The sequence below is a fragment of the Pantoea sp. Ep11b genome (genome assembly GCF_040783975.1).
Classification (GTDB): Bacteria; Pseudomonadota; Gammaproteobacteria; order Enterobacterales; family Enterobacteriaceae; genus Pantoea.
Genome location: NZ_CP160631.1, coordinates 2,848,287 through 2,870,531, shown reverse-complemented (window position 1 = coordinate 2,870,531; position 22,245 = coordinate 2,848,287). Strand labels below are relative to the sequence as shown.

Below are 22,245 nucleotides of genomic sequence, written 5' to 3'. Positions count from 1 at the left end.
TTATGAAAAAAAATATTCTGATTGTTGGTGCTGGTTTCTCTGGTGCGGTAATTGGCCGCGAACTGGCTGAAGATGGCCATAAAGTACGCATTATCGATGCACGCAATCATATTGCGGGTAATTGCTACAGCGAAAGAGACGCTAAGACGGATGTGATGGTTCATACCTATGGACCCCATATTTTCCATACCGATAATGAAAAAGTGTGGGAATACATTAACTCGCATTGCGAAATGATGCCTTATATCAACCGCGTTAAAGCAACTGTAAATGGCAGCGTTTATTCGCTTCCCATTAACCTGCATACCATTAATCAGTTTTTTGGTAAAACCTGCAACCCGACGCAAGCTAAAGAACTCATTGAATCCAAAGGCGACAAAAGTATCACCGATCCTCAGACATTCGAGGAGCAGGCATTACGTTTTGTCGGTAAAGAGTTATATGAGGCCTTCTTCAAAGGCTATACAATTAAACAATGGGGAATGGAACCTAAAGAGCTACCCGCGTCTATTCTGAAAAGATTGCCCGTCAGATTCAATTATGACGATAACTATTTCAATCATAAGTTTCAGGGCATGCCGAAAGAGGGCTATACCCCTATCGTCGAATCGATTCTTAATCATGAAAATATCACTGTTGAATTAAATACCCTTTTTGATCGTAACGAAAAAGAGAATTATGATCATGTTTTTTATAGCGGTCCTTTAGACGGGTATTTTGATTTCAAGGAAGGACGTTTAGGTTACCGAACATTAGACTTTAAGCGTTTTGAAGCTGAAGGTGATTACCAGGGCTGCGCCGTAATGAACTATGGTGAGGTTAGTGTTCCTTATACGCGCATTACTGAGCACAAATATTTTGCGCCGTGGGAACATCATGAGCAGTCTGTGTGCTATGAAGAATACAGCAGATCCTGCACTGAAAACGATATTCCCTATTACCCTATCCGGCAGATGGGCGAAATGCAGTTACTGAACAAGTATCTGGATGAAGCGGAAAAGGAAGAGAACATTACGTTCATCGGTCGCCTGGGTACCTATCGCTATCTTGATATGGATGTGACGATAAAAGAAGCCCTGGATGTTGTTGAAAAATATCGCCACGCGCTGCAAAACGATCAGAAAATGGCTGTTTTCTCGGTCAATCCCAGATGAAAATTGCCGCTTTAATTGTCACCCACAATCGTCTCGAAAAACTTAAAAAGTGTTGGACTGCGGTAGCGCCTTTACCCTTTTATGAAATAGTTATTGTGGATAATGCTTCAACCGATGCTACTTCTGACTGGTTAAAGAATCTGAACGACCCTCGTCTGAAAATAATTTCAAGTGAAGTTAATGATGGCGGAGCTGGTGGCTTTTACAGAGGCTCTGAATGGATAGCAGCAAACAGCACCCCGGACTGGGTGCTGTTTTTTGATGACGACGCCTATCCGGACTCAACATTACTCGAAAACTTCATTGTCAGTGATAAGCAACATGCTCAGGCGATTGCGACCCGCGTTCTGGATACGCGAGGTTCGCGTTGTAAAATGAATATTCCGTGGAAAAAAATCCCCAATACTGTCGGTGAATTACTGCAGTATTCTGGTGAAAGTTCCGAATTTGAAGCTGTTGAATTGTCCACTACAGAGATTCAGGCATTTTCATTTGTAGGCGTATTTATAGCGTTTAATACGCTTAAAGAGACTTATCAATTCATTGATAAGTCCCTTTTTATCTATTTCGATGATGTCTTTTATTCATGGAAATTGCATATTGAAGGTTGTAAATTAGTATATAATCCCGATCTGGTTTTTCATCACGATGTTGTTGAGTCCAGTTCTGCTATGATGCCATGGAAAATTTATTATTTAGCACGAAATTTGATATCATCGCGATATATTTTTTCCGACAGAAAACCGTTTAGCATTATTTCTATCTTTTTGCGGGTAGCTAAATATTATTTATTGGCAGGCAAGTCGAAAAGCAAATTTAGTTACCTCACGTCTCTATCCAGAGGTGTTATTGATGGCTTGTTCTTTGCGGCTAAAGGTTCTAAAAATGGCAGGCGTTAATGAAAAAGCTTTGTTTTTATATTAATTCTGATTGGTATTTCAATTTACATTGGAAAGAGCGGGCGCTGGCTGCAAAAGAAGATGGATACGAAGTTCATGTAATCTGCAATTTCGAAAGCGCGAAGATCTTCAGAGAATTCGAGTTATCAGGCATTAAACCTCATGACTCCCGAATGTCAGAGCAATCTCTTAATCCGCTTGTCATGTTCAGGGATTTAGTCCGATCGCTTCAGATTATCAGGAAAATAAAGCCCGATATTTTACACTGTATCACTATCAAGCCGTGCCTTATCGGCGGGTTTTATGCAAAAGTTTTCAGGAAAAAACTGGTATTAAGCTTTGTTGGTTTAGGCAGGGTATTTTCTTCGAATGCGAAAAAATATAAAATACTTAAACATAGTGTCTCAGCTTTTTATCGATGGGTTAGCAAAAAAAAGGACATATTCTTTATCTTCGAACATGAAATGGATCGAGATAAAATAATTTTAATTACAGGAGTTGACCCGACCAAAACGATCGTAATCGATGGTGCAGGAATCGATACTGAGAAGTTTGAATATCTGAATGAGCCCGATAATACGCCTCCTGCCGTTTTATTCGCCAGTCGTCTAATCTGGAGTAAGGGCCTTTCTGATCTTATTGAGGCAAGAAAAGTTCTACTGCAAAGAGGCGTGCATTTTAACCTTGTGGTTGCAGGTATTACAGTTAAGAAAGACCCTGACGCTATTCCCGATGATGTCATCAGAAATTGGTCCGAAGCAGAAGATATTATCTGGCTTGGTCAACGTGATGATGTTAAGACGCTTATAGAGCAAGCAAATATCGTTGCCTTGCCATCAGTTTATGCCGAGGGTGTGCCAAGAATTCTGATAGAGGCTGCGGCTGTTGGGCGTCCCTCAATCTCATATGACATGGGTGGGTGCAGCAGTATCATTGTTAACAACTGTACAGGTTTCATCGTTGATAAAAATATTGATGATCTGGCGCGAAAACTTGAAATCTTAATTACGAATAAAAAACTGAGAATGGATTTCGGAGTGAATGCTCGGGCCTGGGTAATGTCGCGTTTTTGCTCAACGTATGTGATAAAGAGAACACTGGGGGTATACAATGAACTTGAGTGACAAAGTAGAGAAATCCATGCCATCAAAAATCGTTGTAGAAGTTCCGGTCTCCTGGATGAAAAACCCAGTCGATGGACACAAGCACAGATTTTTTATTACTAACCTGATTCTGGCGCTCACAGAAAGAAAAATTCCTCTTTATTTCAGAGAAGTCCCTTTTGGCGCTGATGAGGCTCCCAGAAAGCCAGAAAAGGGAACTTTAGTCTTTTCATACCACTCGTGGGGTGAGGAAAAGAATATTGTCAGGATGAAAGAAGCTGCAGTTACTCCATTATTTTCAATGGATTTTTCCGGCTATTCCGGCTGGTCCGATATTTCGCTAAACTTTGATGAATATAAAGATAAAGTTGAAGGTTTAGGTGAAATAGAAGTCGAAAGAATTCTCGACGAATGGAAATTGAAGTTCATTGAAAAAAATGAATCAAAATATCCTCAGTCTGATGAGGCACTGCCTGAAAGTGCTAAAGGGTTTGTCTTTTATCCTATGCAGGTCCAGAATGATCCGGTCGCTATTCATAGTCACTATGATGGCGTCCGTTTACTGTTAGATGCGGCAGAAGTTGCGCGAGAAAAAGAGATCTATTTATTCGTTAAACGACATCCGTTCTGCCAGTCTTTTGCTGTTGAAGAGACGATTACATTGCTCACGCAAAGCAATCCCTGGGTGGTCAAAACTAACAGCAACATTCACCACCTAATCAGAGAATCCCGGTCGGTGATTACCATTAATTCCGGCGTTGGAATTGAAGCATTAATTGATGGAGCCTCTGTTTTTTGCGCAGGTAAATGTGAATGGCAGCAGTGCTCAACTATTATTAAAGATAAAAAAGATCTGGAACAAGCGTTTTCTGATAATCCGGAGAAAATGAATGCTAATCAGAAAAAATTACTTGCTTTCCTTCTGACCGATTACTGGATCGATCCCAATATTACGTCAAAATTTGACGATGCTATCGATAGAGCGCTAGCCAGCTTTGATCCTGAGTATGGAGATTTGGCCACGGAATTGAATCCATCAGATGTATTATTGCCTATCATTCTGGACCTGCACGGCCGTCTTGAATATGAACAGCGCAAAGCCAAACAATCTACTCTTGATGCGTATGCAGCAATAGACTTGTATGAAAATCTTAAGAAAGAAAAGGAAAGCATCGTCACTGAACTTCAGCGCTACATTGAACGTGTCAGAGTTTGTGAAGAAGAGTTAGAGCAGTTACGCAACAGACTATAGAACCGCATTGGATTTCAGGCATGAATGCGGTTTTTGTCTGTTAGTGCTTGATTTTACAAGCCGATGTAATTTTTGATTTGCATCATGTATTATGAAAAAGTGCATTTTTGAATGATTATTAGTCTTAAAATCAGACAGGAGTATGTAATGTCCAAGCAACAGATCGGCGTTGTAGGTATGGCAGTGATGGGCCGCAACCTGGCTCTTAACATTGAGAGCCGCGGTTACACTGTTTCTATCTTTAACCGTTCACGCGAAAAGACTGATGAAGTCATCGCCGAGAATCAGGGCAAGAAGCTTGCTCCTTTTTACACCGTTGAAGAGTTTGTTGAATCGCTGGAAAAACCACGTCGTATCCTGCTGATGGTTCAGGCGGGTGAAGCGACCGATAAAACTATCGCCTCGCTGACGCCTCATCTGGATAAGGGCGACATTCTGATCGATGGCGGTAACACCTTCTACAAAGATACCATCCGTCGTAACAAAGAGCTGTCTGACCAGGGCTTCAACTTTATCGGTACCGGTGTGTCTGGCGGTGAAGAGGGTGCACTGAAAGGCCCATCCATCATGCCTGGCGGTCAGAAAGAAGCTTACGAGCTGGTTGCACCAATCCTGGACAAGATTGCCGCGCGTGCCGAAGATGGCGAAGCCTGTGTAGCTTACATCGGTCCGGACGGCGCCGGCCACTACGTGAAGATGGTCCACAACGGCATCGAATACGGCGACATGCAGCTGATCGCGGAAGCCTACGCACTGCTGAAAGGCGCGCTGGGTCTGAACAACGAAGAGTTGGCTCAAACCTTCACCGAGTGGAACAATGGCGAGCTGAGCAGCTACCTGATCGACATCACCAAAGATATCTTCACTAAGAAAGATGAAGAGGGTAAATACCTGGTCGATGTGATTCTGGATGAAGCGGCGAACAAAGGCACCGGTAAATGGACCAGCCAGAGTTCTCTGGACCTCGGCGAGCCACTGTCATTGATCACCGAATCTGTCTTCGCCCGTTACCTCTCTTCACTGAAAACGCAGCGTGTAGCCGCCTCTAAAGTGCTGAGCGGCCCTCAGGCTCAGGCCTTTACCGGTGACAAAGCGGAATTTATCGAGAAAGTGCGTCGTGCGCTCTATCTGGGTAAAATTGTCTCTTATGCACAGGGCTTCTCGCAGCTGCGTGCCGCATCAGAAGAGAACAACTGGGATCTGCACTACGGTGAAATCGCGAAGATCTTCCGTGCTGGCTGCATCATCCGCGCCCAGTTCCTGCAGAAGATCACTGATGCTTACGCAGAAGATGCAGGCATCGCAAACCTGCTGCTGGCGCCGTACTTCAAAGATATCGCGGATCAGTATCAGCAGGCGCTGCGCGATGTGGTTTCCTACGCGATTCAGAACGGTATCCCGACGCCGACCTTCTCTGCCGCGATTGCTTACTACGACAGCTATCGTTCAGAAGTTCTGCCTGCCAACCTGATTCAGGCGCAGCGTGACTACTTCGGTGCGCATACCTATAAACGCATTGATAAAGACGGTGTGTTCCACACTGAGTGGTTAGATTAATCACTAAAAAGGGCTTCCTTCGGGAAGCCCTTTTTTTATCATGGCAGTAATCAAAGGGCTTCCTGCGGGAAGCCCTTTTTTATCATGCCAGCAAATCCCCACTCCGAATCTCCTGCTCGCCCGCCAGCCTGACCACCAGCATGCCTGCCGTCGCAAAGCGCACCCAGTGCCTCGCATAGAGAATGCCGCCATATTCGGCGACCAGCGGCGTAATGTGATCGGTAACGGGATCGACAATCTCGGCCACGACTTCGCCAGGCCGGATTTGGGCACCCAGCGGCTTACGATGCAGGATCAGACCTGACACGGGTGAGTGGATATATTCGCAGGCCGCTAACGGCGTCGGCGGATTTTTCAGGGCAGGGGAGGAGGCCGACGTTCCTTCGCTGTGACGCTCCTTAATCACTCCTGTCTCTCCCGGCGCTTCCGTCACCTCAGGCACGGTCAGGCCGATGGGGCCATCGTTTATCGCCACTACATCATCGCCCGCCGCATTCGCCGGCACCAGTTCATCCCCGCCAATCACCGGTGCAGCCACCTCTACCGAAATAGCCGGTTCGCTATAGGCGATATAGCCGCCCTCCTGCAGTGCTGCAATAATCGCATCTGCATCCTTCTCCGCCTGTTCAGGCGTCACATCCCGTACGCCACGCAACTCCAGCGTCACCGGCAGTAATCCGCGCGGCATCGGATACGCCTCCCCAAAGCGTTCAGCCAGCGTCAGCCAGGGTTCACAGCAGGCCTCATCAAACGGCTCACCACCGGAGATCTGCGCCAGCAGTTGCACCTCACTGCCCAGCCAGCGCGCCAGTGGCTCAATCTCCGGCCACGCATGTGGTGTGGTGTAGAGATGCGGCACAGCTTCCCAGTCACAGTGCAGGTCAATCATCAGGTCTGCCTGACTGGCCATGCGCATCAGCGTGAAACGCTGTGCATCCAGCTCGGTTTTTGGCACGGTGTCACGGTAGTGGCGATCGATTGCCTCGCGGATCAGGTTGCGGTTCTGGGACTCGCTCTGCGTCAGGCTGTCGGCCAGAGTGGCCGCCAGGGTCGCGCCCAGAGAGGGAAAGCGACGATTAAAATCCTGCCCAGAGAGCGTATGGTAGCGGCCAAGATGGGTGCCATGCCAGTGCTGTCCCAGCGCCAGAGGATTGGCAACCGGTACGAGAGTGAAGGCGGCTTTAAGTTGTCCGGCGGACTCCAGTGCCTGCAGCCGCTGCTTTAAAAACCAGGCCACCGCCATACCGGGCAGTTCATCGCCATGCAGCGCAGCCTGAATATAAACCTGACGTTCATGATCCCCGGCAAAGTGGAAACTGATGATTTCACGCTGGGTGCCTAAAGAGGCGCTTAACAGTGGATGATGTTGTTGATGCATACCGTGTTAATGTCCTTTAATCGGCAAAGGACGACAGCGCGCCGTCCCGAAAAAGTAACAGTATAGTGTCGGATCGCGGTGAGGACGAACGGCGGCGACCGGACCTTACTGCTGGATGGAGATATCCGTGGCAAAGTAGCGCTTCTGAATCTGGTCAAAGGTGCCGTTCTTTTTGATCTCAGCGAAGGCGTTGTCCAGCGCACTCTTCAGTTCACTGTCTCCTTTACGCAGGCCAATGGCGGTGCCGGGGCCGATAATCGGATCCTGAATAATCGGACCGGCCAGCTCAAAATCTTTGCCCTGCGGTTGCTTCAGGAAGCCGATGGCCGCCTGCGCCGCATCGGTAAAGACGGCATCCAGCCGGCCCGACACCAGATCGCTTTCCACCTGCGCCTGATCGCCATAGGGCACCACGGTCACGCCATAGGGCTGCCACTTCGCCAGCGCATAGCGCTCCTGTACCGTTCCCTGTTCCACACCGACAGTTTTGCCCTTCAGTGAATCCACCGCAGGCAGGATGTTGGCGCCTTTACGGGCGATAAGCTGAGTATGGGTGTCGTAAAGGGGAACGGTGAAATCGATCTGTTTCAGGCGCTCTTCGGTGATGCCCATATCGGAGAGGATGGCGTCAAACTTACGCGCTTTCAGAGCCGGGATCATGCCGTCAAACTGGCTTTCAACCCAGACGCACTTCGCCTGCATCTGAGCACAGAGCGCATTGCCCAGGTCGATATCAAAGCCGACCAGCTTGCCCTGCGGCGTCTTTGATTCAAACGGCGGATAGGTCGGATCGACGGCGAAACGAACCTGGTCGATTTTTGCCTGGGCGCCGAACGCGCAGCCTGCCATAACCGCTACAGCCAGCGTCTGGCGCAGACGTTGAGGGAAAATGTTCATGATTTTGCTCTTATTCTGTCGTGATGAGTGTCTCTGCAGAGTATCGCCGGGCTGGCGGGATGGCAATTACTGTGTGATCTGCACCACTTCTGCCGCGCAGAGCGCCCGATAATCCTCGGTGTTCAGGATCACTGAGCGTTCCAGCAGACCGGCGTTAAAGGCGATCTCCGGATAACGTTCAAACAGCGCAGGGTCCACGATGAGTCTGAGGTCGGGATGAAAACTAAAGGGTGGGATCGCGCCGAAGACGCAGCCGGTCAGTTGGGCGGTCTCCGCCGGGCTGGCGAGTGAGGCGCGACGTCCTCCCGCGGCGGCGGCGACTTTGCCGAGGTCGGCCTGCCGGTCGGCCGGTAACACCGCCAGCACATGCTGCTTCACACCATTGCCTTTCACATGGCAGACCAGCGCTTTCGCACCCTGGCCGATTTCGGTGCCGCGAATCGCCGCGACCGCTTCACATTTTCCGGTGGCCTCATGCTCCATCAGGCGATAGCGGGCCTGATGCTGGTCGAGCAGGGCGATTAATTTTTCATGAGTCGTCACGTTTCTCTCCTGCTGTCAGTTGCAGCATCAGTGTCTCCAGCATATGCGATTGACGCGGCAATAGGCCGGTTTTCAAACCCAGGGGGTTAAGCGCCCGGTTGAGGGGAGCCAGCGTGCTATTCTCCCTGTCCAGCTCAGTGTACGGCCAGTGCAGCATAACGCCCCTAGGAGAATCCCGGCACGTTTTTGCGAAGCTGCATCAGAAGCGCACTCTGAGATAATTTCTCTTCAGGTAACGGCTGAAGAAGATCCGGTAGCATCGACTCACGTTCAAAAGGGGACAGCGTTTTTTTCATCATTGCCAGCCTTCAATAGGCGGATCCAGATAATTGAATCCCATCGCAGGCATCGTCAGAAGGGATGCCGGAACGCCCCTCCGCTGCAGGCGCTCTCTGAGCCCGGTTACTGGAATTTTTGAGAAGAAGTCTGCTCAGAATTTGCATAAAACGTCATTCTGAGCAGTTTTTTGCACAATTACTGGTGGCGGGCGCGCAGGTTATGGATGACGGCGCTGAAGTCGAGATCCTGATCCTGCAACAGCACCATCAGGTGATAGACCAGATCGGAGGCTTCGTTCGTCAGCTCGTGACGATCGTTGACCGTCGCCGCCAGTGCGGTTTCGACGCCTTCCTCCCCCACTTTCTGGGCGATACGCTTGGTGCCGCTGGCGTACAACCGCGCGGTATAGGAGCTCTCCGGGTCGGCCGTTTTACGCGAAGCCAGCAACTGCTCCAGCTGATAGAGGAAGGTCCACTCCGGCGCGGCGGGTGAGAAGCAGCTGGTGGTGCCGAGATGGCAGGTGGGGCCAATCGGGTTCGCCAGCACCAGCAGGGTGTCATTATCACAGTCAGGCGTGATGCTCACGACCTGCAGAAAGTGACCGGAGGTTTCGCCCTTGGTCCATAAACGGTTTTTGGTGCGGGAGAAAAAGGTGACATTGCCTTCAGCCAGGGTTTTATTCAGCGCCGCCGGGTTCATGTAGCCATGCATCAGCACTTCGCCGGAGACGTTGTGCTGCACGATGACCGGCATCATGCCCCCGGTTTTATCCCAGTCGAGAAGGGCCAGTTGTTGTTCGGTTAGCACGCGCGAATCTCCACTCCGTTGTCGATAAGAAAGCTCTTCAGCTCACCAATATTAATAATCTGTTTATGGAACACTGACGCGGCTAACGCGCCATCCACGTTTGCCTCAGTAAAGGCGTCGAGGAAGTGCTGCATCGTGCCTGCGCCGCCAGAGGCGATCAGCGGCACTTTGCAGACGTCGCGCATCTTCTTCAGCTGCACCAGGTCATAGCCGTTACGCACGCCATCCTGATTCATCATGTTCAGCACGATCTCACCTGCGCCCAGCTTCTGCACTTCCTGCACCCAATCCAGCGTTTCCCACTGGGTTACGCGGGTACGCGCTTCGTCACCGGTGTACTGATTGACCTGATATTTGCCGCTGGCTTCATCGAACCAGGTATCGATCCCGACCACGATACACTGCACGCCAAAGCGGTCGGCAAGCCGGGTGATCAGCGAGGGATCTGCCAGCGCCGGAGAGTTAATCGAAATCTTATCCGCGCCAAACTCAAGGATACGCGCCGCGTCTTCCGGCGTTTTGATGCCGCCCGCGACGCAGAAGGGGATATCGATCACTTCGGCGACCCGCGATACCCAGCTCTTATCCACGACCCGGCCATCAGAGGAGGCGGTGATATCATAAAAGACCAGCTCGTCGGCACCTTCGGCCGCATAGCGCTGTGCCAGCGGGACGATGTCACCGATGATCTCGTGATTGCGGAACTGTACGCCCTTGACCACCTGACCGTCACGAACGTCAAGACAGGGGATTATCCGTTTTGCCAGCATGCGATCGCCTCCGAAACCGTAAATTTATCTTCCAGCAGCGCGCGTCCGACAATCACGCCCTGCACGCCGCAGCCGCGCAGGGCGACAATATCGTTGAGGTCGCCAATACCGCCCGATGACTGGAAAGCAATCTCCGGGAAGCGCGCAGTTACTTCCTGATAGAGCGCGACGTTAGAACCGCTCAGGGTGCCGTCGCGGGAAATATCGGTGCAGAGCACATGCTTCAGGCCCACCTGCCGGAAATCGGTGATTACCTCTTCCAGCGTGACACCCGCCGCTTCCTGCCAGCCACTGATCGCCACCTCTTTACGGTTGCTGGCGTCAATACGCACATCCAGCGCCAGCACAATCGCCTCTGCACCAAACTCCGCAAACCAGCGTTTAACCTCATCGGGCTGTTTCACGGCGGTGGAACCCACCACCACGCGGCTCGCACCGGCCGCTAACAGCGCCTCGACGTCGTCACGGCTGCGGATGCCGCCGCCGACCTGCACCGTCACATCAACGCCATCCAGCAGCGTTTTCAGCAGCGCAATCTGCCGTTTTGCCGGATCTTTCGCACCGGTCAAATCCACCAGATGAAGCAGGGTCGCGCCCTGGCTTACATAATCCTGCAGACGCGGCAGCGGATCGCTGCCGTAGTCGCGCTGCTGGCCATAGTCGCCCTGATGCAGACGCACCACTTTGCCATCAATTAAATCTAACGCGGGGATAATCATTACATCTCCAGGAAGTTTTTCAGCAGCTGCGCACCGGCTTTACCCGAACGTTCCGGGTGGAACTGGACGCCAAAGAAGTTATCTTTCTGCACCGCGGCGGTGAAGGCTTCACCGTAGTGGCACTGCGCGATGGTGCTGGCGTTGACCGGCATCGCATAGCTATGAACAAAGTAGAAGTAGGAACCTTCATCGATGCCACGGAACAGATGATTGCCCGCCTGGGCGGTGATCTGGTTCCAGCCCATGTGCGGCAGGGGCAGGCCGTGCGTATCCATCAGCGAGACTGGCTCATCGATAATGCCCAGCGTCGGCACGCCGCCATTCTCGTCGCTGCCGCGCCCCAGCAGCTGCATACCCAGACAGATCCCCAGCACCGGCTGGGTACAGGCTTTCACCAGATCGATCAGGTCGCGCTCCTGCAGCTGATTCATCGCCGCCTGCGCGGTGCCCACGCCGGGCAGAAAGAGTTTGTCGGCGCGCAGCACTACATCGGAATCGCGGCTCACTTCCGGGCTGTAGCCCAGACGTTCAATCGCCCATTTCACCGATGAGAGGTTGGCGCATCCGGTATCCATGATCACCACGTTCATCACAGCACTCCTTTTGAGCTCGGCAGGGTATTCCCCTCAACGCGGATCGCCTGACGCAGCGTTCGGCCAAAGGCTTTAAACAGGCTCTCAACACGGTGATGGTCGTTTTTGCCTTTGGTTTTCAGGTGCAGGGTGCTCATCATGGCGTAGGAGAGCGAGCTGAAGAAGTGCTCGACCATCTCGGTGCTGAGATCGCCGACACGCTGATAATTGAACTCGGCCTTAAATTCGATGTGCGGACGGCCGGAGATATCCAGCGCACAGCGGGCCAGACATTCATCCATCGGCAGCACAAAGCCAAAACGACCGATTCCGCGCTTGTCGCCCAGCGCCTTCAGCAGGGCTTCGCCGAGTGCCAGACCGGTATCTTCCACCGTATGGTGATCGTCGATGTAGAGATCGCCTTTGACGTCGATGTGCAGACGGAATCCGCCATGCACGGCGATCTGATCCAGCATGTGGTCGAAGAAGCCGACGCCGGTATTAATTTTGCTGCCACCTTCGCGATCCAGCCAGAGTTCGACCCGGACCTGCGTCTCTTTGGTGTTGCGCTGCACCAGCGCATGGCGGTCGCGCTGGGTCAGACGCTGCTGAATGGTCTGCCAGGTCTGGCCGTCAGCGCCGTAGCGGATGGAGGGGATACCCATGTTCTCCGCCAGCTGTACGTCAGTCAGGCGGTCACCGATAACGTAGCTGTTGCCGGTGTCCAGCGCGCCCTCAGCCAGCCAGGCCTCCACCATCTTCGTTTTCGGCTTGCGGCAGTCGCAGTGATCGTCCGGCATATGCGGACAGATCAGCACATCGTCAAAGGCGATGCCCTGCGACGTCAGAATCTGCATCATCAGATTGTGCGGGCCATCGAAATCGGCCTGCGGGAATCGGGAGGTGCCCAGCCCATCCTGGTTAGTGATCATCACCAGGCGATAACCGGCGGCCTGCAGCGCCAGCAGCGCCGGGATAACGTCTGGCTCAAACGCCAGCTTATCCATACGGTCCACCTGAAAATCTTCAGGTGGCTCAGAAATTAACGTACCGTCGCGGTCGATAAAAAGGGTCTTCTGGCTCATGCTTGCTCCACAGTAAAGGCTTGCAGCGCGGCGATCACTCGCCCGCACTCTTCACGCGTGCCGATGGAGATGCGCAGACATCCCGACAGGCCCGGATTTTTGTTCTGATCACGCAGGATAATGCCCTGATCCCATAAGGTTTTGAAGACTTTCGGTGAATCGGTAAAGCGTGCCAGCACATAGTTGGTTTCGCTGGGGAAAACCTGCACAACGCACTCCAGCTTCGCCAGTTCAGCCAGCAGCCAGCCCCGGTTATCATTCAGCAGCGCCACATGCTCACGCATCAGGGCGATGCCTTGCTCACTCAGGGCCTGACCCGCCACATCGGCCACCGGCGTTGCCAGCGGATAGGGCGCAATCACCTTCATCAGCAGGTCGATCACCGGCTTGTTCGCCAGCGCAAAGCCGCAGCGTAGTCCTGCCAGCGCAAAGGCTTTGGAGAGCGTGCGCAGGATCACCAGGTGCGGATACGCCTTCAGCCAGCCGGTCAGGGTCGCCTGCGGGCAGAATTCGATATAAGCCTCATCTGCCACCACCAGGGCTTTTCCGGCGGTCATCGCCAGCAACTGACGGATGTCATCCTGATTGATCAGGTTGCCGGTGGGGTTGTTCGGGCTGCAGAGGTAAACGACCTTGACGCCATCCAGCTGTTCCGCGATAGCAGGCAGGTTAAGCTGCCAGTCGCTGAGGGCCGGAACGGTACGGTATTCGATGCCGATGGTTTCGGCGCTGACGCTGTACATGCCGTAGGTTGGCGGACAGAACAGAATCGCATCCTGGCCCGGCTCACAGAAGGCGCGCATGATCAGTTCGATCGCCTCATCCGCGCCGCGGCTGACCAGCACCTGCTCCGGCGTTAAGCCTGCGTAGGTGGCGTAACGCTCAATGACCACCCTAGGCTGGCACTCGGGATAGCGGTTCAGCGTCTGCTGCGACAGCTCAAACGGCACCGGCAGCGGAAACTCGTTGGCATTCAGCCACACGTCGCCATTGCCGCCCAGGCGGCGCGCCGACATATAGGGGGTCAGGGCGCGCACATTGGCGCGTGCCAGCTGCTCAATATCCTGACTCATGCTTGCTCCTTGAGTGCGGCAACGCGCAGGGTAACGGCATTTTTATGGGCATCCAGCTGCTCGGCGGCGGCCAGGGTTTCGATAGTGGCAGCCAGATTCAGGAAGCCCTGCGGGGTCAGTTCCTGAACGGTCATGCGCTTCTGAAAATCGGCCAGTCCCAGGCTGGAACAGGTCGAGGTGTAACCGTAGGTCGGTAAAACGTGGTTGGTGCCGGACGCGTAATCGCCTGCCGATTCCGGTGACCAGTCGCCCAGGAACACCGAACCGGCGCTGGTGATCGCGTCCACCAGATCGCGCGGCTGACGGGTCTGCAGGATCAGGTGCTCCGGGCCGTAGAGATTGGAGATCTCAATGCACTGCTCAAGATCCCGCGCCACGATCAGGCGGCTGCTCTCCAGCGCCTGACGTGCGGTGCTGGCGCGTGAGAGCTGCGCCAGCTGCTGCTCTACTGCCTCCGCCACGGCCTCTGCCAGCGATAAGGAGGGGGTCAGCAGAATGACCTGGGAGTCCGGGCCGTGCTCGGCCTGCGAGAGTAAATCGGAGGCGACAAACGCGGGCGTCGCGCCTTCATCTGCAATCACCAGCACTTCGGACGGTCCGGCCGGCATGTCGATCGCTGCCCCATCCAGGCGCTGACTGACCTGACGTTTCGCCTCGGTCACCCAGGCGTTGCCCGGGCCAAAAATTTTGTCCACGCGCGGCACGCTTTCCGTACCAAACGCCAGTGCGGCGATGGCCTGCGCGCCGCCCACCTGGAACACCTCTTCCACGCCGCAGAGCTGTGCGGCATAGAGGATCTCATCGGCAATCGGCGGCGGCGAACAGAGCACGACACGGCTGCAGCCGGCGATACGCGCCGGGGTAGCCAGCATCAGCACCGTCGAGAAGAGGGGGGCGGAGCCACCCGGAATATAGAGGCCAACCGACTTCACCGGACGGGTAACCTGCTGGCAGCGCACGCCAGGCTGGGTTTCTACATCCACCGGCGGCAGGATCTGCGCGTTGTGGAATGTCTCGATATTTCCCACAGCCACGGCCATCGCCTGCTTCAGTTCATCGCTCAGACGTGCGCTGGCTTCTGCAATCTGCTGCGGGGTAACGCGCAGATTCTCCACCTGGGCTTTATCAAAGCGGGCGCTGAATTCGCGCAGGGCCTTGTCACCGTTCAGCCTGACCTGCTCCAGCACGTTACGCACCGTCAGCGTGACGTTCTCCGACGCGGCGATGGCCGGACGTAACAGCAGCGCCTGCTGCTGTTCGGCAGTGCACGCCTGCCACTCGATAGGGGTAGAAAAGGCCATGGCTTACTCCATCATCTTCTCAATTGGCAGCACCAGAATTGAACTGGCACCCAGCGCTTTCAGTTTTTCCATGGTTTCCCAGAACAGGGTTTCGCTGCTGACCATGTGCATCGCCACGCGGCTGACATCGCCTGCCAGCGGCAGCACGGTCGGACGCTCTGCGCCAGGCAGCAGGCTGATCACCTCTTCCAGACGCTCACTCGGCGCGTGCAGCATGATGTACTTCGATTCACGCGCTTTAATCACGCCCTGAATACGGGTCATCATCTTATCGATCAGCTCCTGCTTGGCGGCAGGCATCTCACCGTCACGCTGGATCAGGACCGCTTTGGAGCGGTAGATCACTTCCACTTCACGCAGGCCGTTGGCTTCCAGCGTCGCACCGGTCGAGACTAGGTCGCAGATGGCGTCAGCCAGCCCGGCGCGGGTCGCAACTTCCACAGAACCATTCAGCATACAGGTTCTGAAGCTGACGCCTTTCTTATCAAGGTACTGTTTCAGCAGGTGCGGGTAGGAGGTGGCGATGCGGGACTTATCCAGGCACTCCGGGCCGGTGTACTCGGCATCGGTCGCCATCGCCAGTGAGAGACGGCAACCGCCGAAGTCCAGGCGGCGCAGCGTAAAGTAGCGGGGATCTTCACCCTGAGCACGACGCGAGAGCAACTCCTCTTCCAGCACGTTCTCACCGATGATGCCTAAATCGACTACACCATCCATCACCAGACCAGGAATATCGTCATCGCGCACACGCAGGATGTCGATGGGCATATTCTCCGCAAACGCAATCAGGCGCTGTTGCTGAAGATTGATTTTAACGCCGCAGCGCGCCAGCAGTTCGCGTGAATCATCACTTAAACGGCCGGATTTCTGCATAGCTATGCGTAAACGGGTGTTATCTAACATGGTTCCTGTCCTCTTAATCCTGTCCTGAATCGCTGGTTACGTCAGCCCATAAAAAAACCCCCGGAAGACGATCTTCCGGGGGTTCTCTTGCGTTCACACCACTGGAAGATCCTGAAAGTCTCCCAGCACCAATCGCCTGAAAGACTAGTCAGGGTGATGGTGGTGATGATGGTTGAACTGAACGCGTGTCATAATAATCTCGTCGATGAATGAGTATTCATTTGTGGGGTTTAACCTAGCGAAGATGGCTGCGCTTGGCAACACTTTTTTAAACATGACGTTCGGAAAGCGCTGAAACAGGTTGTTCCGGTTTGCAATCCGGGCGCAAACTACGGTGAAGTCAGGGTGGATGTTTTACGTCAGGAGTGAACATGAAAAAGGTCGCGATTGTGGGGCTGGGCTGGTTAGGTATGCCGCTGGCCACCGCGTTAACAGCCCGGGGCTGGCAGGTTACCGGCAGCAAAACAACGCCGGACGGGGTGGATGCGGCGCGCCGCTGCGGCATCGAGGCATTTCAGCTGGAGCTGACGCCGGAACTGCAGTGTGATGCTGCAGATATCGAGCCGCTGTTTAACGTGGATGCGCTTATCGTCACGCTACCAGCGAGCCGGACCGCCGAAGGGGGGGAAGCCTATCTGCAGGCGGTGCAGAACGTGGTCGATACGGCGCTGGTCTATAAGGTGCCGCGCATCATTTTTACCAGTTCAACCTCCGTCTATGGCAGCCGGTCAGGGCCTAAGCGGGAAAACAGCCCGCTGGAGCCCGAAACGGTAGCCGGGAAAACCCTGGTCAGGCTGGAAAACTGGCTGCACGATCTGCCGGGTACCAGTGTGGACATTGTGCGCCTGGCCGGTCTGGTCGGGCCTAAGCGTCATCCCGGACGCTTCCTGGCGGGTAAGCAGGATGTGGCCAACGGCTCGCAGGGCGTGAATCTGGTGCATCTGGATGATGTGGTGGAAGCGATCACGCTGCTGCTGCAATCGCCGAAAGGGGGCCGGATTTACAACCTCTGCGCGCCAGCCCATCCGTCGCGCGACACCTTCTATCCGGCGGTCACGCGCCAGCTGGGCCTGCAGCCGCCGCAGTTTGCGCCTGAGGCGGTGAAGGAGAGCGGCAAGCTGATCGACGGTTCCCGCATCTGTAGCGAACTCGGTTTCGACTATCGCTACGATGACCCGGTGAAGATGCCGCTGGAGTAACAAGGGGGGCCGCACCAGGGCGGGGGCCGTTCGCTCCCGCTTTTTTACGGGCGGGATCCCTGTGACACATAGTTACAACATACTAAATGCCAGGTTACGGCAGGTGCCCCGCCCTAACCTCATAGCCGGGCGGGGCAGGGGTAAGAGCTTGCCTTACACCCCCAGTCGATCCCGCAACGCATACCACACCGCGCCCATTGCAGTCAGCGGCACGCTGAAGCGTCGGCCGCCGGGAAACGGCAGGTGGGGCAGGCGGGCAAAGGCATTGAACCGCTCGGCGTTGCCGCGCAGCAGTTCGCTGATCAGCCTGCCGGAGAGATGGGTGCTGGTCACGCCGTGACCGCTGTCGCCCTGCATAAAATAGACGTTGTTCTCCAGCTGGCCAAACTGCGGCATACGCGACAGCGTCAGCAGGAAATTGCCGCTCCAGCCAAAGTCCAGTTTCACGTTCTGCAGCTGGGGAAAGGTGCGCCGCAGTTTGGGGCGGATCAGGGCTTCGATGTCAGCGGGTTCCCGTGCGCCATAGACGACGCCGCCGCCATAGAGCAGGCGGTTGTCCGCAGTCAGACGGAAATAGTCCAGCAGATAGTTACAATCTTCGACGCAGTAGTTGTTCGGCAGCAGCGACAGCGCCTGATCCGGCGACAGCGGCTCGGTCGCAACAATCTGCGATCCGCAGGGCATGCTTTTCCGGCTCAGTCGCGGTTCCAGCTGGGGAGCCAGATAGGCGTTTCCGGCGAAGATCACAAAGGTCGCGCTGACCTCGCCATGGGCTGTTTTCACGCGGTTGGGGGAGCCATACACTACTTTTGTCGCCGCCGACTGTTCATAGATGCGTCCGCCATGCCGGCGAATCGCTTCGGCTTCACCCAGCGCCAGGTTCAGCGGGTGCAGATGGCCGCCGCGCCGATCCAGCAGTCCACCCGCATAACGATCGGTCGCGACTTCGCGGCGAATAGCGCGTTCATCCAGCAGCTCCAGATCGTGATTGCCATACTGCTGCCACAGCGATTTCTGCTTCTCCAGATGCGCCATCTGACGCGCATTCAGAGCCGCAAAGATGCCGCCAGGCCGGTAATCACAGTCGATAGCGTAACGATCGATGCGATCGCGGATGATCGCCGCCCCTTCAAACATCATATTGCCCAGCATCCGGGCGCTCTCCTTGCCGTAACGCTGCTCAATCACATCCACATCGCGGCTGTAGGAGTTCACCACCTGACCGCCGTTTCGTCCGCTGGCGCCAAAGCCGACCCGCGCCGCCTCCAGCACCACCACGTCGTAACCTACCTCGGTCAGATGAAGCGCCGCCGACAGGCCGGTGAAACCGCCGCCGATAATGCAGACGTCACACTGAATGCTCTCCTGTAATGTCGGCCAAGGCGCATGGGGATTGGCGGTCGCTGCGTAATAACTCTCCACGTAATTCATAACAACCTCCAGGAAGCGCCTAAAAATTGGCTGGCGTATGGGCACTGACAATGCGGCAGGGAACTTCAGCCCGATTTGTAAAGCTGTGTGGCAGACCGGTATCGATGACGTAGCTCTCTCCGGCCGTGAGATGAAACTGCTGACCATTAATGACCAGTGTAATTTCGCCCTCCAGCAGCGTGCCGGTCTCTTCACCCGGATGGCGCAGCTTTTCGCCCGTGCTGGCACCGGGCTGATAGGTTTCCAGCAGCATCCCCAGCGTGCGCTGTGTCTTGCCGTTGTCGATCAGCCTGAGCGAAACGCCCTGGCTGCCAATCTCCAGCAGCTCGCTGGCGCGCACAATCACTCTGGGCACAGCGTCCGGTTTTGGTTCCGAAAAGAACTCTGACAGCGACAGCCCGTAGACTTTCAGCAGCTTCTGCAGAGTACTGACGGCCGGGCTGACCTTATCCTGCTCGATGGTGCTGATGGCGCTGTGGGTCAGTCCGGCCAGTTCCGCCACACGCCGCTGCGACAGGCCCAGCGTCTGCCGGATTTGTGCCAGTCGGCGTCCCGGAGCCAGCGTGGCGTCACTCATCCTCTTTTCCTCTGTGATAGTGAAGGGCGGCCTGAATAAAGCCCTGGAACAGCGCCAGGGATCCCGCCGTCTGTTCCGGCTGCCATTCGGGATGCCACTGCACCGCCAGGGCAAAAGGGTGATGGCGCAGGCTCACCGCCTCAATCAGCCCATCCGGCGCGCGCGCTTCAACGCGCAGCTGCGGACCCGGCTCGCGGATACCCTGATGATGGAGTGAGTTAACCTGCAGCGGCTGGTGGCTGTCCAGCAGCGTCGCCAGCAGGCCGTCCGGCTCAATGGCGACCGTATGTGCAGGCGCATACTGTTGATCGAGTGGCTGCGTCTCATCTTCGTGATGCCCCTGCAGGCCCGGCTGTTCGCTGAGCTCCCGCCAGAGCGCGCCGCCGTTCGCCACCACCAGTTCCTGCATCCCGCGGCAGATGCCGAACATCGGCATTTTATGGCTGGTGGCCCAGGTAATCAGCTGAAAGGCGAGACGGTCCCGGCCGGGATCGGCGTGCGGCTCCTCCCCGGCCTCGCCATAATGCCAGGGTTCGATATTGCTGGGACTGCCCGTCAGCAGCAGACCATCCAGCACAGCCATAGCGATTTCTGATAGATGCGGCGCTGCGAGCAGGCTGTGAGGCAACGCGAGGGGGACGCCGCCCGCCTGGACAAGCGCATCGATATATTTGTTATGAACCGTCTGCGTGGCGTGACCCCCCAGTTCTTTCTGGCACATCACTACGCCAATCAACGGCTTGTCAAAAATAATGCCCATCTCACGTCCTCGCATCGCTGTTCGAAATATCTACCGAAAGGGCACGTCTGGCGGTTAAGTGTGCAATATTTTTTCAATCTAGCAATCCACTGTTTGTTCTTCAAACAGATTTGTTACATTTGCACACTTTTTATGTTGGCGCTATGTTAGTGTTGTGGCCGTTATTTTGAGCATTACGCAAACCTTACAGGGGCGGGTGAGATCATGACTAACCTGGTAGAAGTGGAAGACTTCACGCTTCACAGTGAAGAGAAACGAACCAGCGCGTTCCAGCTTGAGGTGAAAACCTGGCTGGAGCGCCATCCTGACACGCAGTATGTCGATATCCTGTTAAATGATTTAAATGGTGTGTTCCGCGGCAAGCGCATTCCGGTCTCTGCGCTGCCTAAGCTGGAAAAAGGATGTTATTTCCCCGCCTCGGTGTTTGCGATGGATATCCTGGGCAACACGGTGGAAGAAGCGGGACTCGGCCAGTCACTGGGCGAACCTGATAATCTCTGCCTGCCCGTTTCCGGTACCTTAGTTCCCTCCGCGTCTGACCCTCAGCACATTGCGCAACTGCTGCTGACCATGTGTAACCAAGATGGCACTCCCTTTGACGTTGAACCCCGAAATGTCCTGAACCGGCTGTGGCAACAGCTGCGTAACCGCGGGCTGTTTCCGGTGGTAGCGGTAGAGCTGGAGTTCTATCTGGTGGACAAAAAGCGCGATGCGGAAGGCTTTATTCAGCCGCCGTGTTCGCCGGGCAGTGATGAACGCAATATGCAGAGCCAGGTCTATTCAGTCGATAATCTCGACCACTTTGCCGATGTCCTGCGCGATATCGACGACCTGGCGCGACTGCAGGGGATCCCGGCCGATGGTGCGCTGGCGGAAGCCTCGCCCGGACAGTTTGAGATCAACCTGCATCACACACGCGACGTTCTGCGCGCCTGCGACCATGCGGTTCAGCTTAAGCGCCTGATCCGTCAGGTGGCGGAGAACCACGGCATGACCGCCACCTTTATGGCCAAGCCCTATGAGGAGTATGCGGGCAGCGGGATGCATGTGCATATCAGTATGCTGGATGCGGCCGACCATAACGCCTTTGCCTGCGACGACGGCAGTGATTCACCGCTGATGAAGCGTGCGCTGGCCGGAATGATTGACCTGATGCCCGCCTCGATGGCGCTGCTGGCACCCAACGTCAACGCCTACCGCCGCTTTGTGCCGGATGCCTATGTGCCGTTACAGGCGTCGTGGGGGCATAACAACCGGACCGTTGCGCTGCGGGTCCCCTGTGGCGATATCGACAATCATCGTATCGAGTACCGGGTTGCCGGGGCGGATGCGAACCCCTATCTGGTGGTCTCGGCCATTCTCGCCGGGATGCTGCACGGGCTGGATACCCAGCTGCCGTTGCCGCATCCGGTCACCGGCAACGGTCATCACGCCGAAGGGCTGGCGCTGCCGATCCGTCAGAGCGATGCCCTGTATGAGTTTGACAGCAGCTATCCTTTACAGAAGCTGCTGGGCGAACGTTTTGCCAGTGTCTGGCATAGCTGCAAGAACTATGAACTGATGCAGTTTGAGCGGCTGGTGACGGCGACAGAAATTGACTGGATGCTGAAAAACGCCTGATGCCCCTTTTATGTGCAAAGTGGCTTACTTTTTTTGCATAAGATGCCCCGATGGCTTGAATTTCTGCCACGGGTTAGGGCAGAATACGCGGCCTGCAAAATCAGATGATAACCGTCGCTCTCAGCGCCGGTTATTTTTTTTGCATCCAGTTTTAACAGAGCGTTTTTGCTGACTTAACCGAGGCCGGGCACGCACCCGGATAGATAAACACTGAAAACACGCACATGCGTGAGATTGAGGATTACAAAGATGGGGATGTTTTACACTCTGCCAGCCAATGCTGGCACGCGTTTTCGTGATGACTACGGCGCCGTGTCAACCACCAGCCTGACTCCCTGTCGCTTAATGCGCAGTTGCCCTGTGACC

Annotated in this window: 22 protein-coding genes and 1 other annotated feature; of the genes, 7 read left to right on the top strand and 15 right to left on the bottom strand. The window is 54.9% G+C overall.

Annotation, left to right across the window (positions count from 1 at the left end; translation table 11 throughout):
* Positions 1–2: 2 nt before the first annotated feature.
* The 5 genes from glf (at position 3) to gndA (ending at position 5,965) form a co-directional block, all read left to right on the top strand.
* Complete coding sequence (gene glf / locus AB1748_RS13620; protein ID WP_367395623.1) at positions 3–1,154, top strand: UDP-galactopyranose mutase; 1,152 nt, start codon at positions 3–5, stop codon at positions 1,152–1,154.
* Positions 1,151–2,053: a glycosyltransferase gene (locus tag AB1748_RS13615; protein WP_367395622.1), complete on the top strand. Its 903-nt coding sequence runs from the start codon at positions 1,151–1,153 to the stop codon at positions 2,051–2,053. Before glf ends, AB1748_RS13615 begins: the two co-directional genes overlap by 4 nt.
* Positions 2,053–3,177, top strand: a complete 1,125-nt coding sequence (locus tag AB1748_RS13610; RefSeq protein ID WP_293771743.1) for a glycosyltransferase family 4 protein — start codon at positions 2,053–2,055, stop codon at positions 3,175–3,177. The genes AB1748_RS13615 and AB1748_RS13610 overlap by 1 nt, the downstream gene beginning before the upstream one ends.
* On the top strand, positions 3,164–4,408 hold the full coding sequence (locus AB1748_RS13605) for a hypothetical protein (RefSeq protein ID WP_367395621.1): 1,245 nt from the start codon (positions 3,164–3,166) through the stop codon (positions 4,406–4,408). Before AB1748_RS13610 ends, AB1748_RS13605 begins: the two co-directional genes overlap by 14 nt.
* Positions 4,409–4,555: 147 nt before the next feature.
* Complete coding sequence (gene gndA, locus AB1748_RS13600) at positions 4,556–5,965, top strand: NADP-dependent phosphogluconate dehydrogenase (protein WP_111141976.1); 1,410 nt, start codon at positions 4,556–4,558, stop codon at positions 5,963–5,965.
* 82 nt (positions 5,966–6,047) lie between these two features.
* Here gndA and AB1748_RS13595 read toward each other — a convergent pair whose 3' ends face one another.
* From AB1748_RS13595 to hisL, 12 genes are all read right to left on the bottom strand, one after another.
* Entirely contained in the window at positions 6,048–7,343 is a 1,296-nt protein-coding gene (locus AB1748_RS13595; protein WP_293771735.1) for a succinylglutamate desuccinylase/aspartoacylase family protein, read from the bottom strand.
* Positions 7,344–7,448: 105 nt separating this feature from the next.
* Positions 7,449–8,240 (bottom strand): ABC transporter substrate-binding protein, encoded by a 792-nt coding sequence (locus AB1748_RS13590; RefSeq protein WP_367395620.1) that lies wholly within the window; start codon positions 8,238–8,240, stop codon positions 7,449–7,451.
* Between the two features lie 66 nt (positions 8,241–8,306).
* Complete coding sequence (locus AB1748_RS13585) at positions 8,307–8,783, bottom strand: YbaK/prolyl-tRNA synthetase associated domain-containing protein (RefSeq protein WP_111142169.1); 477 nt, start codon at positions 8,781–8,783, stop codon at positions 8,307–8,309.
* 474 nt (positions 8,784–9,257) lie between these two features.
* On the bottom strand, positions 9,258–9,869 hold the full coding sequence (hisIE, locus tag AB1748_RS13580; protein WP_111142170.1) for a bifunctional phosphoribosyl-AMP cyclohydrolase/phosphoribosyl-ATP diphosphatase HisIE: 612 nt from the start codon (positions 9,867–9,869) through the stop codon (positions 9,258–9,260).
* Positions 9,863–10,639, bottom strand: coding sequence for an imidazole glycerol phosphate synthase subunit HisF (gene hisF, locus AB1748_RS13575; RefSeq protein WP_128084194.1), 777 nt, complete (start codon positions 10,637–10,639; stop codon positions 9,863–9,865). The genes hisIE and hisF overlap by 7 nt, the downstream gene beginning before the upstream one ends.
* Complete coding sequence (hisA, locus tag AB1748_RS13570; RefSeq protein WP_367395619.1) at positions 10,621–11,358, bottom strand: 1-(5-phosphoribosyl)-5-[(5-phosphoribosylamino)methylideneamino]imidazole-4-carboxamide isomerase; 738 nt, start codon at positions 11,356–11,358, stop codon at positions 10,621–10,623. The genes hisF and hisA overlap by 19 nt, the downstream gene beginning before the upstream one ends.
* Positions 11,358–11,948 carry an imidazole glycerol phosphate synthase subunit HisH gene (gene hisH / locus AB1748_RS13565; RefSeq protein WP_111142173.1) on the bottom strand — a complete coding sequence of 197 codons (591 nt, stop codon included), beginning with the start codon at positions 11,946–11,948 and terminating at the stop codon, positions 11,358–11,360. Before hisH ends, hisA begins: the two co-directional genes overlap by 1 nt.
* Positions 11,948–13,015 (bottom strand): bifunctional histidinol-phosphatase/imidazoleglycerol-phosphate dehydratase HisB, encoded by a 1,068-nt coding sequence (hisB, locus tag AB1748_RS13560; protein WP_111142174.1) that lies wholly within the window; start codon positions 13,013–13,015, stop codon positions 11,948–11,950. Before hisB ends, hisH begins: the two co-directional genes overlap by 1 nt.
* Entirely contained in the window at positions 13,012–14,088 is a 1,077-nt protein-coding gene (hisC, locus tag AB1748_RS13555; protein WP_367395618.1) for a histidinol-phosphate transaminase, read from the bottom strand. Before hisC ends, hisB begins: the two co-directional genes overlap by 4 nt.
* Entirely contained in the window at positions 14,085–15,389 is a 1,305-nt protein-coding gene (hisD, locus tag AB1748_RS13550) for a histidinol dehydrogenase (protein WP_367395617.1), read from the bottom strand. The genes hisC and hisD overlap by 4 nt, the downstream gene beginning before the upstream one ends.
* A gap of 3 nt (positions 15,390–15,392) precedes the next feature.
* Entirely contained in the window at positions 15,393–16,292 is a 900-nt protein-coding gene (gene hisG, locus AB1748_RS13545; RefSeq protein ID WP_111141500.1) for an ATP phosphoribosyltransferase, read from the bottom strand.
* A gap of 48 nt (positions 16,293–16,340) precedes the next feature.
* Positions 16,341–16,461: a sequence feature (His leader region), on the bottom strand.
* Complete coding sequence (gene hisL, locus AB1748_RS13540; RefSeq protein ID WP_100396937.1) at positions 16,437–16,484, bottom strand: his operon leader peptide; 48 nt, start codon at positions 16,482–16,484, stop codon at positions 16,437–16,439. (Overlaps the previous feature by 25 nt.)
* Before the next feature lie 179 nt (positions 16,485–16,663).
* Here hisL and AB1748_RS13535 point away from each other — a divergent pair, with 179 nt between their 5' ends.
* On the top strand, positions 16,664–17,491 hold the full coding sequence (locus AB1748_RS13535; protein WP_111141498.1) for an SDR family oxidoreductase: 828 nt from the start codon (positions 16,664–16,666) through the stop codon (positions 17,489–17,491).
* A 153-nt stretch (positions 17,492–17,644) separates the two neighbouring features.
* On the opposite strand, the gene AB1748_RS13530 is transcribed toward AB1748_RS13535, so the two are convergent.
* Genes AB1748_RS13530 through puuD form a run of 3 tightly spaced genes read right to left on the bottom strand, consistent with a single transcriptional unit; the run spans position 17,645 to position 20,259 of the window.
* A complete protein-coding gene (locus AB1748_RS13530; RefSeq protein WP_111141496.1) occupies positions 17,645–18,922 on the bottom strand; it encodes an FAD-binding oxidoreductase in 1,278 nt (425 codons plus the stop codon).
* A gap of 19 nt (positions 18,923–18,941) precedes the next feature.
* Positions 18,942–19,499 carry an HTH-type transcriptional regulator PuuR gene (puuR, locus tag AB1748_RS13525; protein ID WP_111141494.1) on the bottom strand — a complete coding sequence of 186 codons (558 nt, stop codon included), beginning with the start codon at positions 19,497–19,499 and terminating at the stop codon, positions 18,942–18,944.
* Positions 19,492–20,259: a gamma-glutamyl-gamma-aminobutyrate hydrolase gene (gene puuD, locus AB1748_RS13520; RefSeq protein ID WP_367395616.1), complete on the bottom strand. Its 768-nt coding sequence runs from the start codon at positions 20,257–20,259 to the stop codon at positions 19,492–19,494. The genes puuR and puuD overlap by 8 nt, the downstream gene beginning before the upstream one ends.
* Before the next feature lie 204 nt (positions 20,260–20,463).
* Between puuD and AB1748_RS13515 the strand changes: the two genes are divergently transcribed.
* The gene (locus tag AB1748_RS13515; protein ID WP_367395615.1) at positions 20,464–21,879 is read left to right on the top strand and encodes a glutamine synthetase family protein; all 1,416 of its coding nucleotides are present in this window, start codon (positions 20,464–20,466) and stop codon (positions 21,877–21,879) included.
* Positions 21,880–22,245: the final 366 nt, after the last annotated feature.